Annotated in this window: 14 protein-coding genes; 8 read left to right on the top strand and 6 right to left on the bottom strand. The window is 62.6% G+C overall.

Going from position 1 to position 15,352, the window contains the following annotated elements; genetic code table 11:
• Positions 1-54: 54 nt before the first annotated feature.
• Genes ACNAOT_RS21725 through ACNAOT_RS21715 form a run of 3 tightly spaced genes read right to left on the bottom strand, consistent with a single transcriptional unit; the run spans position 55 to position 4,360 of the window.
• Entirely contained in the window at positions 55-1,683 is a 1,629-nt protein-coding gene (locus ACNAOT_RS21725; protein WP_420179365.1) for an amidohydrolase, read from the bottom strand.
• Positions 1,680-2,903: a serine hydrolase domain-containing protein gene (locus tag ACNAOT_RS21720; RefSeq protein ID WP_420179364.1), complete on the bottom strand. Its 1,224-nt coding sequence runs from the start codon at positions 2,901-2,903 to the stop codon at positions 1,680-1,682. The genes ACNAOT_RS21725 and ACNAOT_RS21720 overlap by 4 nt, the downstream gene beginning before the upstream one ends.
• Entirely contained in the window at positions 2,900-4,360 is a 1,461-nt protein-coding gene (locus ACNAOT_RS21715; RefSeq protein ID WP_420179363.1) for a purine-cytosine permease family protein, read from the bottom strand. Before ACNAOT_RS21715 ends, ACNAOT_RS21720 begins: the two co-directional genes overlap by 4 nt.
• A 111-nt stretch (positions 4,361-4,471) precedes the next feature.
• On the opposite strand from ACNAOT_RS21715, the gene ACNAOT_RS21710 reads away from it, so the two are divergent.
• Both ACNAOT_RS21710 and ACNAOT_RS21705 read left to right on the top strand, forming a co-directional pair.
• Entirely contained in the window at positions 4,472-5,113 is a 642-nt protein-coding gene (locus ACNAOT_RS21710; RefSeq protein ID WP_420179362.1) for a TetR/AcrR family transcriptional regulator, read from the top strand.
• Positions 5,114-5,339: 226 nt separating this feature from the next.
• Entirely contained in the window at positions 5,340-6,755 is a 1,416-nt protein-coding gene (locus ACNAOT_RS21705; RefSeq protein WP_420179361.1) for a serine/threonine-protein kinase, read from the top strand.
• Between the two features lie 61 nt (positions 6,756-6,816).
• Here ACNAOT_RS21705 and ACNAOT_RS21700 read toward each other — a convergent pair whose 3' ends face one another.
• The gene (locus ACNAOT_RS21700) at positions 6,817-8,295 is read right to left on the bottom strand and encodes a polysaccharide deacetylase family protein (RefSeq protein WP_420179360.1); all 1,479 of its coding nucleotides are present in this window, start codon (positions 8,293-8,295) and stop codon (positions 6,817-6,819) included.
• Positions 8,296-8,404: 109 nt separating this feature from the next.
• Positions 8,405-9,634 carry an ATP-binding protein gene (locus tag ACNAOT_RS21695; protein ID WP_420179359.1) on the bottom strand — a complete coding sequence of 410 codons (1,230 nt, stop codon included), beginning with the start codon at positions 9,632-9,634 and terminating at the stop codon, positions 8,405-8,407.
• 78 nt (positions 9,635-9,712) lie between these two features.
• On the opposite strand from ACNAOT_RS21695, the gene ACNAOT_RS21690 reads away from it, so the two are divergent.
• On the top strand, positions 9,713-11,128 hold the full coding sequence (locus tag ACNAOT_RS21690; protein ID WP_420179358.1) for an MFS transporter: 1,416 nt from the start codon (positions 9,713-9,715) through the stop codon (positions 11,126-11,128).
• Between the two features lie 22 nt (positions 11,129-11,150).
• Here ACNAOT_RS21690 and ACNAOT_RS21685 read toward each other — a convergent pair whose 3' ends face one another.
• Positions 11,151-11,789, bottom strand: coding sequence for an isochorismatase family protein (locus tag ACNAOT_RS21685; RefSeq protein ID WP_420179357.1), 639 nt, complete (start codon positions 11,787-11,789; stop codon positions 11,151-11,153).
• 133 nt (positions 11,790-11,922) lie between these two features.
• Here ACNAOT_RS21685 and ACNAOT_RS21680 point away from each other — a divergent pair, with 133 nt between their 5' ends.
• The 5 genes from ACNAOT_RS21680 (at position 11,923) to ACNAOT_RS21660 (ending at position 15,287) form a co-directional block, all read left to right on the top strand.
• Positions 11,923-12,864, top strand: a complete 942-nt coding sequence (locus ACNAOT_RS21680; RefSeq protein WP_420179356.1) for a GlxA family transcriptional regulator — start codon at positions 11,923-11,925, stop codon at positions 12,862-12,864.
• A 136-nt stretch (positions 12,865-13,000) separates the two neighbouring features.
• Entirely contained in the window at positions 13,001-13,408 is a 408-nt protein-coding gene (locus ACNAOT_RS21675; RefSeq protein ID WP_420179355.1) for an STAS/SEC14 domain-containing protein, read from the top strand.
• A gap of 69 nt (positions 13,409-13,477) precedes the next feature.
• Positions 13,478-13,957: a hypothetical protein gene (locus ACNAOT_RS21670; RefSeq protein WP_420179354.1), complete on the top strand. Its 480-nt coding sequence runs from the start codon at positions 13,478-13,480 to the stop codon at positions 13,955-13,957.
• Positions 13,958-14,162: 205 nt separating this feature from the next.
• On the top strand, positions 14,163-14,366 hold the full coding sequence (locus ACNAOT_RS21665; RefSeq protein ID WP_420179353.1) for a hypothetical protein: 204 nt from the start codon (positions 14,163-14,165) through the stop codon (positions 14,364-14,366).
• 117 nt (positions 14,367-14,483) lie between these two features.
• Positions 14,484-15,287, top strand: a complete 804-nt coding sequence (locus tag ACNAOT_RS21660) for a DUF1206 domain-containing protein (protein WP_420179352.1) — start codon at positions 14,484-14,486, stop codon at positions 15,285-15,287.
• The last annotated feature ends 65 nt before the right edge of the window (positions 15,288-15,352 follow it).

The raw sequence follows: 15,352 nt of genomic DNA, 5'->3' as shown, positions 1-15,352 counted from the left end.
CACGTAATGAAGCGCCCGACGGCGGGAGGTCGCCGTCGGGCGCTTTGCTTGTGGCTAGTGCTTCTTGGCCTGGTCCATTTCGTACACAGTCCGCCCGCCCACCACCGTCTGCAAGACCTTCGCTTCCAGCAACGAGGCCGGGCTCCTGGACGCAAGCACATCGGTGTCCAGGACCACGAAGTCCGCGTACAGGCCAGCAGCCAGCCGACCAATTTGGTGCTCCGCCCCGCACGTCCACGCGGAATCGCGCGTTGCATGTTCGATCGACTCGGCGAGGGGCAGGGCGAAGCCGGGGACATTGGTTCCAGCGGAAGCGTCCAAGGCCGAAGCCCGGGTGGTGGCTACGTACATGTTGGGCAACGGCGCGTGCGGGGACGTGGGGGAGTCCGTGCCAAAGGCCAGCCGTGCTCCCGCCTCAGTAATCCATGGCCACGGGAAGCCGCGCTCCACGCGGTCATCACCCAATTTGGCCGCCCAGTTTTCGCTGATGGCAGGATCGGCGTGGACCGGTTGCATGCTGGCGGTGATGCCCAGTGCGGCGAGGCGATCGACATCGGCCCTGTCCACCAACTCGAGATGCTCGATGCGGTGGCGGCGTTCGCGGGGCCCGTTCTCTGCCACGGCGTGTTCCACAGCTCCGATGGCGATCCGTACCGATTCGTCGCCGATGGCATGCATGGCAACCTTCAAACCGGCGGCATCGGCAGCGGCAACCACTGGCGCGAGTTCCTCCAGGCTCCAGATCGGTTCCGCGTTCGAACCATCGGCGTACGGCATTCCGAGGGTGGCCGTGCACCCGTCGATGGTGCCATCAATGATGACCTTGATTCCCACCACGCGAAGGAACGGCGATTCATGCTCGACGGCGAGCGCCGCCGCCCGCTGGACCTGGGCGATGTTTTCCTCTGTCGATCCAGCGTTGTTGACGCGCCAGTAGGCGATGAGCCGGCTGGTTAATGTGCCGTCTTTGTCGGCACGCTTAAAACCCTCGAGGTCGGTCTCGTTGAACCCCATATCGCACGCGGCGGTCACGCCGGTCTCGCGGTAAGCCTGCTGGACGGCGGCGATGCTGGCCTCGTGCTCCTCCTTGCCTACTTGGGCATCGAGGTAGGGGAGCACCATGTCGTAGAACGCGTTCTCGTCGATGTAGCCGGTGGCGTGGCCGTCTGCGTCGCGCTTGATGGTGCCGCCGTGCGGGTCCTTCGTGTGGTCGTCGATCCCCAGTTCAGCCAGCGCCGCCGAATTCACCCACACGGAGTGGAAGTCGTAGGCGAAGGCGTAGACCGGCTTGTCCTGGACCACGGCATCGAGCATCGCCGCGTCGGGGACACCGCCCGGAATTGCGCCATGCAGCCAGCCGGTGGCAAGGATTCGCTCAGCATCCGTGCGTTCGGTTGCCCTTGCCCTGATTCGTTGTTGGATCTCCTCCACTGACTTGGCACCCCACAGGCTGACCTGTCCCAAGGCTTCGCCAGTACCGACTACGTGGGCATGGCCGTCGACGAAACCGGGGACAACCAAGCGACCCTCGAGATCAGTCCGCTCGGCGTCCGGTCGAAGGCGTTCCGCGGTGTCGGTGTCCCCGACGTAGAGGATACGCTCACCCTGAACGAGCAGTGCTTCAGCCCAGCGACGGGTATCGGAGGTGAAGATGCGGGCATTGGTATAGAGCTGGGTGGTCACGCTGCGTTTTCCTTGCTTTCCGGGGCTGTTGCTTCTGCTGGGACTTCTCTTATTGCTAGTGGCTCATCCAGGGAACGGCTGACATCGAGGAGCAGTTGGTTCTGAAGCCCATGCAGGTGCTCGCTGTCTGGTTCCGGCCAGGTGGACATCTTCACGATCACGGTATCGGTGGCGGGGTCGAGCCAGAGGTATTGGCCGTAGATCCCGATCCCGGTGACATTGCCGCGCTCATTACCGGTGCACCACCACTGCCGGGTGTACGAGCCGTGGGGGTGAAGGGCGGTGAAGGAGGAGTCGGCCATGGCTTCGGGGTCTCCGCCCGCGAGGATGCTGCCGGTCCACCCCTCGGAGACCACCCGGCCTGACGGACCTACGCCGCCGTCGAGCATTAACCGGCCCACCCTCGCGAGGTCGCGGGCGGTGCAGGAGACCCCGCCGTTCGCGAAGCCGAACCCGGCGGAATCGACGGTGATGGTGGCGTCCCGATCTGCATCGAGCTTGGACCACAGGTACTTGGAGAGTGCGTCCGAATACCGGAGCCCGGTCACGCGCTCGATGATCCATGCCAGCACGTCCGTGTTCGCGGAGCAGTACTGGAACGTGCCCGCAGTGCCGTTGCCCGTGAGGGCGGTGAGGAAGGTGTACGTGTCCTCCGGGTCGCCGGCTTGCCGGGTGCGCCAGCCTGCGGAGCGGTCGTGAGTCTGGACTTCTGAGGCCGGATCCAGGTAATCCTCGCTGTAGTTGAGGTGGAGAGCCATATCGAGGACGTGCTGCACGGTGGGGCCGTCGTAGGCTGATCCTGCGAGTTCGGGAATGTAGTCACACACGCGGGCGGACGTCACGATGTCCCCTGAGTCCACCAAAGCCCCCACCACTAAGCCGCACATGGATTTGGAAACGCTCATGACCAGGTGAAGATCGTCCGGGGCAAAGCCTGGGCGGTAGTACTCTGCGATCACCTCGTTGCGGTGCAGGACCAGGAAGGCGTCGGTGTATGTCTCCTCCAGCCGTTGCATTAAGTGGGGAACGGCCAAGGAGCTCAAGCGCTCAGTAGCCCCAGCCGGGGCGGTCGGGAAACGGCGGGTGACTGACGCCGTCGGCAGCAATTCGCCCAAGTGCGCGAAGGTCCAGCGGTTGTGCGGTCCCTCCTGCCAGGTGTCGAGGGTTGGCTGCTCGGCGGCGCCGGTGTAGCGGGCGGGGTGCGGTCCGGTGGTGGTCATGCGTGGGCTCCTTCGACGGAGGGGATTGCGATAGGGCGGCGTTTCGCGGCCAGGCGCGTCAGGACGATGTACACCCCGGCAGTAACCACCATGGACACCGGAACCGAGAGATCCAGGTAGCCCATGGCCGCTGCAATGGGGCCTGTCCACACGGCGCTGGTGAGGAAGAGGGATGCCACGGCCGCGCCGACGACGATGGCGAGCAACCCGGGGACGTGCCAGCCGCCGGTGTACCAGAAGGGGCTGCCGGGCTTTTCGTCGAAGAGCTCTTGTCCGCTGTAGCGGTTGCGGCGGGCAATGACGTCCGTGGCAAAGACCGTCATGGTGGGTCCGGATATAAGGACCAGCACCTGCAGCATCAGGTTGACGGCGTCCAGGAGGCTGGTGGACATCACCAAATAGATAGTCAGCGCAGTGCCGATCGCTCCAACTACCACTGCCGAGGGAATACGCCGGATGGGAACGCCGATGGACTGGAACGCCATGCTGGCCGTGTATGTGGTCATGCCGTTGAGCGAGACGGTGTTGATGATGACGCCCGCCACGAATATAGGTCCGAGCCAGGCCGGGAGCAGGGCGAGGAGCGCCGATTCGATGCCCAGATCCATCGCTGCGGCATCAATTCCCGTGGCGAGCAGCGCACCTACTGCTGTGAAGAACATGGAGGGCAGGGCGCCACCAAACGCTGTGGCAGCGATGATGTGCGAACGCTTGGTGGTCTTCGGGAGGTAGCGGGCCAGGTCCGGGCTATTCGAGTAGGACAGGGGAGTGGAGGCGAGGATGGTGAAACCGATGGTCATCGCAGACCACAGTGGCGCACCTTCCAAGGGCGCGGGTGCAGAGTAGCCCCACTGCACGTGAGGGAGGATGAACGCCGTAACCAGCAGGAAGATTGCCAGCAACACGGAGGCCACCACGGGGTAGCTGCGCAGGATCAGGCTGTGGCCGAACACCGCCACCAGAACGGTGATCGCGGCAACCAGGACGGTGACGAATACCGGAACCAGGACAGGATCCGTGAAACCAAGCTGTGCCAGGAGTTCAGCGCCCATGAACGAGGATGCGAGCCAGTTCAGGGCCAGGAAGACTGCGGAGATAAACCATCCAAAGAAGGCGACCACAACTCTGTTGCCGCGGATTCCGTAGATGGCCCGAGTGATGACGGAGCCTGACGTCCCCGCTGCCGGACCACTGGTGGCGACGATGCCGGTGAGGATCCAAGGGAGGCTTCCGGCGATGATGACAACGAAGGCCTGCCAGAGTTCCATGCCGAGCAGGATGAGTGAGGCGCCAACCGTGAAGTTCAGGATGCTGACGTTTGGGGCCGCCCAGACCGGGAAGAGGTCCCGCGCGCGGCCGTGTCGTTCGGAGGCTTCGATGAGTTCGATGCCGCGGGTTTCTGGGTGGGCAAGCGGTTCGGGGTAGCTGACCGGATCGGTCACATGGGGCTGGGACAACGCTGTTCCTCTCGGGCAAGGATCGGTTCGCAACGCTGGGAACCGGCCCATCGACACTATTGGTCGCACGACCAATGAGCTATTGGTCACTAATCCAATAGACTGAGCGGCATGGTGTCAAGCCCCGCATCCCAACGCGTCCGAAAGTTACCCGATGAGCGCCGCGCCGAAATTCTGGTCGAAGCTGCTTCGATTGCCCTGAATGAGGGGCTGGAGCGGATCACGCTCCGCGCCGTAGCTGACCGGCTGGGGGTGCGTCCCGGACTGATCAGCCACTACTACCCGGCCGCCGAGGATCTGGTGATCGCCGCCTTTGTGCGCGCCGTTTCGGAGGAGCGGGAAGAACTGTTTCCCGACGACGGGACTCCCCTTGAGCGAATGGCCCACCTCGTCTCGCGCATCGAGGGAAATGGCGCATTTGAGCTCACTAGGTTGTGGCTCAATGCCCGGCATCTATCCCGCTTCAGTCCGGCTTTGTCCGAGGCGTTGCTGGCCCAGGAATACTTGGATAGGACGAGGCTGACCCTCCTTATTGAGGATGGTGTTAGCTCCGGTGACTTCGCGGTGGCTGATCCGTTCGCAGCCTGCATCCGGATCTGGGTGGCCATCGACGGCGTGGGCTCCTACGTCAACAACGCCGGATCCTTTGATTACGAGGCGTTCACGCGGTTCGTCACCGACGTCGCTGAATGGTCGCTGGGCGTTCAGGCGGGCGAACTTCGCGCGGCTGTGGACCGACTGCAAGCCGGCTGACTCTCGCAGTCGCTGAGCCTTCACATTGCCCTTCCCGCGATTTAATCAGTATCCTGATAACTGATCTGGTGAAACCGGATGATGCTGTTTGGGCTCATTGCCTGGGCCGCTCGTGGCTGAAGCAGTCGGTCGCGCGGCCATCGTGAAAGTTTGATTGACGGCATTGCTTGGTGACGCAGGGACAGTGGTTCCACGGCTCCAGGTATGCCTGAAGGACGTGACATTCGTGGGCAACAATGACGAGGCCGTGGACCCCCAACTCCCCGCCTCCAGCGAAACCGCAGGAACAGGCGATGAAGGAATAGACGCCGCTGAAACACTTGATGGCCGCTACCAGCTGGGCTCTTTGCTGGGCAGGGGTGCCATGTCTGCCGTCTACCAAGCGACGGACATGCTCCTTGGCCGCGAGGTAGCCATCAAGATTTTCCTGCCCGGTTCAGGCGATGAGTCGTTCCGTGCCCGCCAGGAAAATGAAATGCGGCTCCTGGCCGCCTTTGATCACCCAGGGTTGGTGGCCGCCTTTGACGCCGGCGTCGATACGCGCAACGACGAAGAGCGCGCGTATCTGGTCATGGAACTGGCAGATGGCCGGGATTTGCGCGCCATACTGGCTGACGGACCACTCACTGTTCCCGAGACCGCGCGCATCGGGATCCGGCTCGCCGGGGCCCTGTCCCAGGTTCATGAGCACGGAGTTATCCACCGCGACATCAAGCCGGCCAACATCCTGGTATCCGACGACGACGGCGTGGGACAGTCTGTGAAGTTGGCGGACTTTGGCGTCGCTCTGGTCATGAACGACAACCGCCTCACCGCAACAGGCTTTACCGTGGGGACCGCCCAATACCTCAGCCCGGAACAGGCGCAGGGCCTGGCGCTGACTCCCGCGAGCGACATCTACTCGCTGGGCCTGGTACTCCTCGAATGCCTCACCGGAAAGTCTGAATACCCGGGCACGCCTATTGAAACGGCATCAGCCCGCCTCCACCGCGCGCCGCAGGTCCCCTTGGAATTGCCTGGTCCGCTGCGGGAGCTCCTTGAAGCCATGACGGACATGGATCCCGAAAAGCGCCCAACGGCACAACACGTCGAGCAGGCGCTCGGGGATGAAGGGATCCAGTCCGGGCGCAGGACTGCCCTGCTGCCGGCCGTGCCGTCGAGGCCACCACTCCGCACGCCAACCAAGCGGCAGGCTGCCGTCACCAGCCTTAGGGACTTCAATAAGCGGCGACCCAGGACCGTTAGGGGCGTGGCCGCAGCAGCGGTAACCATTCCGCTCGCTTTGCTGATCCTCTCCCAGGGGCTCACGCCCACGGGCAACACAACGGACCCCTCCCACCCCGCGGACACCGGGGTTTCCCAGGCTGAGCCGCAGCCGACGACGCCGGTGGTGCCCGCCCTTCCTGTTGCGCCGGCGACTGCCGAAGCCGTGCCTGCCGAAGCTGTCCCCGCGGATGACCAGCCCGCTGAGGTGATCAATCTTCAGGAGCCGGCACCCGCGCCGGTACAGGCACCGGCGCCAGCACCCGCAGCGGAGCCGGGCACGGATATCGCCAAGGAAAAGAGCGACGGCAAGAGCGAGAAAAAGCCTGAGAAAGCCAAAGGAAACGGGGGGGCAAGTAGCCCTGCCGACGTGAATTAGCGCTCGACGGCGACCTGCCGCCGTCGTGCGTTGAGTTCCGCCAGGTCAGCGTTCTGGGCCGTCAGCGTCCGGCAACGCATCCCGGTGCGGTTCCGCGGCACTTGTATGACGCACCGGGCATCAGGTCGATGCCCGCGAAAAGCTGCGGGAGCGTGACCAGATAGAAGCCCCTGCCTTTGAGTTGGGCAATGAGCTCCACCTGGCCATCCACGGTGGAAGCGTGGACGTCGTGTTGGAGGATGATGGATCCTGGCTTGACCAGGCTCATGATCCGGGGGAGGAACACGGATTTGTTCTTGGATTGCCAATCCATGGAGTCGACGTCCCAGAGGATTTGGGGCAACCCTACAGAAGCGGCCACTGACTTATTGGTTGCTCCGTAAGGTGGCCTCACGTATGCGGGCACCACTGCCGTTGCTCTCTCGATGGCATTTTGGGCTCCCTTGACCTCGCTCTCGATGCTCGACGGCGACAATTTCGTCAGGTACGGGTGGCTCATGGTGTGGTTTGCGATGGTGTGACCCGCAGCTGCCACGGCCTTCGCCACCGCCGGATTGGCCTTGACGTATCCGCCCTGTTGGAAGAACGTGGCGAAGACTCTGTGCTTGTCGAGTATCGCCAGAAGGCGCGTGGTTTGGGCGTTGGGCCCGTCATCGTAGGTGAGGGCAGCGCAGGCCACCAGGTCGCAGTTGACAGGAGCCAGGCCGCCGGGTGCGGGCTGGGGGGCCTTGAACGGTGCCCCGGAAATGACCGCGGTGCGCAAGGCCTGCCCTGCAGGGGAAATGACCTCGGCTGTTGCTGCGGCATTCAAAGTCACGGTGACGGAGGTGGGCAACGCGGCGCCTGTTCCGGGGTCTCGATGGATGGTGACGCTGAGGTCCCCGGCGGAGGTAAAGGCGACGGCGGTGAGCAACTCGGCGTCGGAAACGGGGTCTGTTGGCGAAGCCCGGTCCGGACCCGGAGCCTGCGTCGGGGACGCCGTACCGATGGCATCTCCGAGTATTGTCCGTAAGGTGCTGGTCATGGCCGGTTTGATCAAGCTGGCACTGCCGGTAACAACGCCAGTGCTGAGGTCCTCGTAAGTGATCTCCTCGCTGCGGGCGGTGCGGACGCCGCTGGCCATGGATGTTTGCACGAACCTGGATCCAACAACGCTTCCGGTAGCCAGGACAATTTCATGGGTGATCGAAACGCCGTCGGCCAGCAGTGCAGCGGGGGTAGCCGGCAGTGCCGCCGGTTCGTGGCGACCTCCGGCCCGGGCATCGAAGATGCTGAGCAGTCGGGCATCGAGCTGACTGTTGAAGGTCTGGGCACCGCTGATGTATTGCCACGTGGCAACGGTGGGCGCTGTGCCGGCTGTGCGCGTGGTCATGTCCACGATTGACGGTTGGAGGGCGATCCTGGACGGAGGCGTCCCGATGACCGCGGTTGGTGCGTGCGGTGCCGGTTGCGTGGTCATGGGGACGCAGGCCGCCATGAAGAGCACGATGACTACGAGCGGGATCGTGAACGGTGAGCGGACGGGGGCGGGCCGCTGCATGGTTTCCTCTACCGGAAGTACGAGGTGGTCATGCCTCGAATGATGGCAGGCACAACGCCATAGACCCCGGAGACACCCCGGAGCGGCTAGAGACCGGCTGGAAAACTAACTACAGGCCGGCTGGAAAACTAACCGTAACGGTGGTTCCGCCGTCGGGAGTTTCAGCCAGGGTGAGGTCGCCACCGTGGGCTTTCGCGATGCTGCTGCACGTGGCCAGGCCGAGCCCGGAGCCGGGACCGTCGCCTTGCCGACGCAGGCGCACCAACGGTTCCAAGGCCTTGGCACGGTCCTCGGGTTTGATGCCCTTACCGTTGTCCGCCACGAAGATCGTGGCTCCGTGATAGTTGGAAACCCCGCTGATCTTGACAAGCAGATCACGGTCGGGACTGCGGTAGTTCATGGCGTTGGAGAGCAGGTTTTGCAACAGCGTGCGGAGCTGTCCGCGGTCGGCGTGAAGCGTGAGGTCCTGGACTTCAACCACGCCGTCATTCTCGACTCCCAGGTCACGGGCAACTTCTTCGGTGACCTCGCGCATGGACACCTGGGCCGGCTGGATCGCGCCGCCCACCCGGGAGTAGCTCAGCACATCCTCGAGCATTCCCAGCATCCGCCGTCCACTGGAGCCAATTCGGTCCAGATAGCGCGCGGCGGTGCTGTTCGGTTCTACGTCGGGATCGTCTTCCACCAGTTCCACATAGCCCAGGATGGTGGTGAGGGGAATGCGGAGATCGTGGCTGACGCGGCCGGCGAATGCGGCGAGTTTTGCGTTGCTGTGCCTCAACTCGGCATAGGTGCGGTCAAGCTGTACCGTGCGGTGCTGAAGCTCCAGAAGCTCAACAACCTGCTTGGCCAGGACTTCGAGCATGCTCTGCTGTTCCGGACTCAGCTCGTTGGCTTTATCCGAGAAGACGCACAGCGTTCCCGGGACGAACCCCGATTCTGTCTGCAGCGGGACCGATGCATAAAAACGGACGTTCCCGATTTCACCGGTGACAAAGGGATTGTCTGCGAATCGGGGATCCTGTGACGCATCGGCAACCACGGTCCTTTCACGGGAAAGGAACACCTTGGCGCACATGGAATCCTCGCGGGAACAGACTCCGGGGTCCACGCCCCAAGCCCCGATTTGGTGCTGGTATTCCGCGCTGATGATATTGACCACGCCAAACGGAGCGCCACAAAGCTCCGTTGCCAGCCGCACGAGGTTCTGCAGTGCGCTCATGACGGCGGCATTGGGAAGGAGAGTGGAATCCACTGCCGGGTCCAGGCCATATTCCTGTAATTCCAGATCCCGGCTGATGTCATCGGTGAAGGACAGATGCCCTTGAACTTCCGTCATGTTATTACTCCCCCAAGCGTCTTTAGGATTCCTTGCCGATACTACCGGGACCGTGGCGGCGGTGGTTTACTGGGACGCATGACCGAGCAGGAACCGGCCTCCGCCGCGTCTACTGACAGTATCGATCTCTCCCTACGCACTCCCGCGCAAAGATCCCGGACTTTTACGGGGATCCTGGTGAACACTGCCCTCGCGAACATCACCACAAGCTATCTTTGGTACGCCCTGACGTTCTGGGTGTACTTGGAGACGCGCAATGTCATCGCCACTGGGGTGATCGGCGGTGCGTACATGCTCCTGATCGCCCTCTCCAGCATCAGTTTCGGAACCTTCGTGGACCGTTACCGCAAACTGACGGTGATGCGCTTCGCCGGGGCCTTCACCCTGGTGATGTTCGTCTTGTCCGGAGTCATGTTCCTGCTGACGCCGGAGCAGGCACTGCTCGACCTGACACAGCCTTGGTTCTGGATCTTCACTATGATCATCCTGATCGGCGCGGTGGTGGAGAACATGCGCAACATAGCTCTTTCAACCACAGTCACCATCCTGATCGAACCCGACCGGCGGGCCAACGCCAACGGGCTTGTGGGCATGGTGCAAGGGCTCATGTTCGTGGTCACTTCGGTCCTTTCCGGACTGTCGGTAGGACTGCTGGGCATGGGGTGGACGGTAGTTGTCGCCTTGGTGCTGACCTCGTTGGCTTTCGGGCACTTGCTGATGCTGCGCCTGCCCGAGGAAGTGCGGGCAGCTGCTTCCGACGCGCAAGGCGGATTCGACTTGCGGGGGTCGTGGGCTGCCGTCATGGCAGTATCCGGCCTCTTTGCGCTGATTCTTTTCTCCACCTTCAACAACTTCATTGGCGGTGTCTACATGGCGTTGATGGACCCGTACGGCCTGGAGATGTTCTCCGTGGAGATGTGGGGAGTTGTCTTCGCCATTGGCGCCACGGGGTTCATTGTTGGAGGTGCGCTGATCGGCAAGTTCGGCCTCGGGTCCAATCCCTTGCGGACCATGCTCATTGCCGTGCTGTTGATGGGGTTCATCGGTGCGGTGTTTACGGTCCGCGAGTGGGCTTGGCTTTACATCGTGGGAATATGGCTCTACATGGCGCTGGTCCCTGTGGTTGAAGCCGCTGAACAGACCGTCATCCAAAAGGTGGTGCCACTACCGCGGCAGGGCAGGGTGTTTGGTTTCGCCATGGCGTTCGAGTCCGCGGCGGCGCCCATCACCGCCTTCCTCATCGCACCGATCGCCCAATTCTGGATCATCCCCTTCGCCCGATCCGAGGAAGGGGCGGCCAGCCTTGCTCCCCTGCTGGGCGAAGGAATTTCCCGTGGCATCGCCTTGGTGTTCCTGGCCGCCGGCATCATCATGATCGTCGTCGCCTTGATCGCTTTCCTGACTCCCGTCTACCGCCGCGTATCTGCCTCGTATGCGCAGACAGCGGCGGAAGAACGGGAAAGCCAGGAGGCGGAGTCGCCGTCGTCGCATTGATCCAATCCGGTCAGGAAGCTTTTCAGGACGCTGCGTGCAACGCGGCCCCTGCCATGGCAGAACTGCCCAGATCGCTCTTTTCCAGCGACTGCCTGGACTCGACGGCCTTGGCCCATGCTTCGGTGGGAGCAACGGCGGCCCAGTTGGAATTCAACAACGCCATCAACGTGGTGTGAACGGTCTTGGCGTCCACGGTTCCGGCGTTGTTGCTGAGGTTGATGGCTCCCGTGGCATCTGAGATTACTTCAGTGGCGAAGCCGAGGAATTCTGCTTCAACGGCTGAGGCCAGGATGCAGTTGTTTGTCATGTAACCCACCAAGGTGACGGTGTCGACGTCGTGCTCCCGCAGCCATGCGGCGACATCCGTGCCGGCGTAGACCGAACCGTACTGCTTGACCACCTTTTTCCATGAACCGGTTCGGCGGGCTTCCACCTCGGGGTGCAGCTCGTATTCCGCTGTGCCCGGGGCGAAGACGGGTGCGCCTTCACCTTCGCTGTGCTGGATTGCCGCAATGGGGATGCCGGCTGCAGTTGCGGCCTCGATGGCCTTCACGATCATCGGAAGAGACTCTTGGTGCTGCGGGTACTGAATTTCCAGCGGGCCGCTGAAGTACTGCTGCTGGACATCGACGAGGACGAGGGCGCGGCGGGGTGTGCTCATGGTGTTCTCCCGTAGTGGTTGCTGGGGCGACATTCGGTTGTCCCTTTCATCATTCGTCCCTTGCCCGCCGGGCACCAGTGGCACGAATGCCCATATACGATTGATTCGGGCCAAAGCGTAAGGGAAGATCAGTATGAAGATCGCGGTGTACGCATTCAACGGCGTCACAATGTTCCATCTGGCCGTGCCGCAAATGGTGTTCGACGAGGTCTCACGCCAGGGCTTGGCCGAGTGGAATACCGTCCTGTTCTCTGACCGCTCGGGCCACATCCAAACGACCGAGGGCTACATGTTGGGGGAGGTCCAAGGCCCCTCGACGGCGGTACACGCCGACGTCGTAGTGGTGCCGTCCTGGTTCGACGACGAACGCGAGCCCGGCGAAGTCCTCAGCAACGTCCTCCGGGAAGCCCATGGCAGGGGCGCAACCATAGTGGGTTTGTGTTTGGGAGCGATCCCCGTTGCCGACGCCGGTCTCCTGAACGGACGATCTGCCGTGACCCACTGGCAAGCCTTTGATTCCCTCGCTGTCCGGCACCCCGATGTCTCCCTCGACCAAACAGTGCTCTACATCGATCACGGCGACGTCCTGACGTCTGCTGGCACAGCGTCCGGACTCGATGCGTGCTTGCACGTTGTGAGAGGCCGTTTGGGAGCGGAAGCAGCCAACCAAGTGGCGCGAAGCCTGGTCATCGCCCCGCACCGTGAAGGTGGGCAGGCCCAGTACATCGAGCATCCCCTTCCGCCGCGAGCTGAGGGGGACCCGATGGCCCGTTTGCTTGAGTGGACGTTGGGTCGGCTGAGAGAGCCGCTCAGCATTGACCGGCTCGCGGCCCAGGCCCACATGAGCCGGCGAACTTTCCTGCGCGCCTTCCGCGCCTCAACCGGGACCACGCCGTCGGCCTGGATACGCACTCGCCGCCTGGATGCGGCCCGCCGCCTGTTGGAAACCACCGATTTGTCTGTTGACCAGGTTGCGGCCGACTGCGGGTTCGGCAGCTCCGTGACCCTCAGGCAGAACTTTGCCAGCGCCTTTGCCACCTCACCCACGGACTACCGGCGCCGGTTTACCGCCTGATCTCTTACACGCCCCGGACCCCCAGCCAAAAATCACTCGTTTCGGGTGAGACGGGGTGAATACTGGGTGGTGCAGGGTGGAGTCAGCCCGTGGTGTGCGGGCAGTCCTGCAATCCTGCAGAGATGGAGACGGTTCCATGGCCGAAGCGGACGACGTCGACTACACCCTTCAGCTCGAGGCGGACAATGTCCTGTTACTGGCTTGGGACCCGGGTGTCAGAATTGAAGCCGGCAACGCCCGGGCTGCCGTGGACGCTGTCAACGAGTTCGCTGCCGGTAATCGCTATCCCTTGCTGGTCAGGATGGCCAACGCGAGCCACTTGAGTCGCGCCGCACGTGACGTTTTCATCGAGCCCTGTGCGGCCTCCAGAATCGCGTTGCTGGGTGAAAATCCTGTTGACCGCATACTTGTCGACTACCAACTGGCCGCCCAGCCCGCGCCCTGCCCCACGAGGTTCTTTACCTCCGAAGCCGAGGCAATGACTTGGCTCTTGGAACCGGAGCAGCAGGCTATCGATCCGCACCAGGGCCGTGCAGTTGAGTGAGAACACAGTGACGCTCTATACCTCTAACAGCAGGTGTGGAATCATCGGCGAATGGACCAATATCTGTGGGTGTTGAAACAAGATCAACTTGATTTGATTCGCGAATTGGAGCCAGCAAGACTTGAGCTCCTCGACGAGGAAGGCCTGCTCCAACTCCATAAACGGGTGCGGAAGGCCCGGAACAAATACACCACCAACTATCGACGCAAAGCGGCAGACGAAGTGCTGGAAGCCGGTGGTCGCGGAGCCGCCGCCAACAAGTCGGACAAAGCGCGTGCCCGGGCCCTGGTGTTCGAGGAAGCACTCTCCATAGTGAGCACAGAACTCGCCAGGGTGGCTCACGAGGCGGCAGAAGAACTCAAGGATGAGAGACTGGAACGCGCCGGCGCCGACAAGTCCACCGGGCCGGAGAGCTCCGGAACCGGCACCAAATCCACTACCACTTCGGACCGGACCCGGTCTCACCAGAAGACCACCGGCGGAGTAAAGCGGGACGCTTCCAGCCGTTCGCAAGGTGCCCAGCGCCAAGCCAAAAAGGACGCCCGCTAGATCCTTTGTCCCGCCGAGATGGCATTTAATGACAATCGCGACGCGGAACATTGTCATTAAATGCCACCTCGGCGGGCGGACTCGACGCGCCGGGAGGAATCTTGAGGGAATCTTGAGATGACCCGGCGTCCTTCTTGAGGACCCCGTCCGATGGTTGAAACATCAGCCAATCAGCTGACGGGAACTTCCAGGAAGGACCACCGAAATGACTGACCAGATCTCCGCCAAGTCCGTGACTGCCGGCGCCGCCCACACCAAGTCCGAAGCCCTCACAGGTGCCCCGGACGCCGCGGGCCACGCTGGGGAAACCGTTGGCCAGACCCGTGCAGTGGTGACCGTCCGTGAGCAGTTCAACCCCCTTGGCGCGGGGCTCAGGAGCATCTGGCCGCAGTCGGTCGTCGGCTTCTAGGGCGCCAAGCTTTCACTAGGGCAGGCACCTCGTTATTCGGGCGAGTACCTGCCCGACGCCGTTTAAGGGACGATGGAGTCCAGCGCGAAAATAAGGAGGCTTGCCATCAAGGAAGAGATGAGAAAGGCCGCTGATGTGGCCGAGGAAGCCGCGAATTCGCAGGCTTTCGCAGCTGTTGCCCGGGCCGGTTATGCCGTGAGCGGGCTCCTGCACCTGCTCATTGGCGTCATAGCGATCCAACTCGCGGTGGGCCGCGGCGGCGAGGCTGATGTCAGCGGCGCTGTGACCGAGTTGGCCAACAAACCAGCCGGGCCCCTCCTGCTCTGGGCCTGCTTTGGAGCCTGTGCGGCGTTGGCTTTATGGCAACTGGGAAATGCCATCCTCGGCTACCGAATCGCCTCTGACAACAAACTGACCAAGCGGTTATCGGCTTTAGGCCAGGCCTTGGTGTTCGCTGCGTTGGCGGCCACCATCATTTCTTTCGTAGTGGGGCAGGGCCAGAACAGTCGGGAGTCCAGCAGCGACTTCACCGTCACTCTTATGAAGGCGCCGTTCGGGGTCTTCTTGCTGATCGCCATCGGCGCCGGCGTCGCGATTACCGGCGTCGTCTTCGCTGTGAGGGGTTTTCGTCGCAAGTTCACCAAGGACCTATCCCTTTCACCCAACCCGGGCGTGCACAAGTTCCAACTCTGGGTTGGCATGGTGGGTTACATCGCCAAGGGGATCGCCCTCTTCCTGGTGGGGCTGTTGGTGGTCATCGCCGCGGTTCGCGCGCAGCCCGAGCAATCAACGGGCCTTGATGGAAGTTTGAAAGCCTTGAAGGAGCAGCCCTATGGCCTGTACTTGTTGGCCGCCGTCGCACTGGGGCTCATCGCCTACGGGTTGTTCCTTATGGTCAAAGCGAGGACCCTCCGGACCTAGTCCTGACTGCGTTTAGGAGCTCGGGTGTACGGGTACAGGGCAAAAGTACCGTGGAGTGAATAAAG

This window comes from Paenarthrobacter sp. TA1.8, from assembly GCF_048595705.1.
GTDB lineage: Bacteria > Actinomycetota > Actinomycetes > Actinomycetales > Micrococcaceae > Arthrobacter > Arthrobacter nitroguajacolicus.
This window is presented reverse-complemented; position numbering and strand designations above follow the sequence as displayed.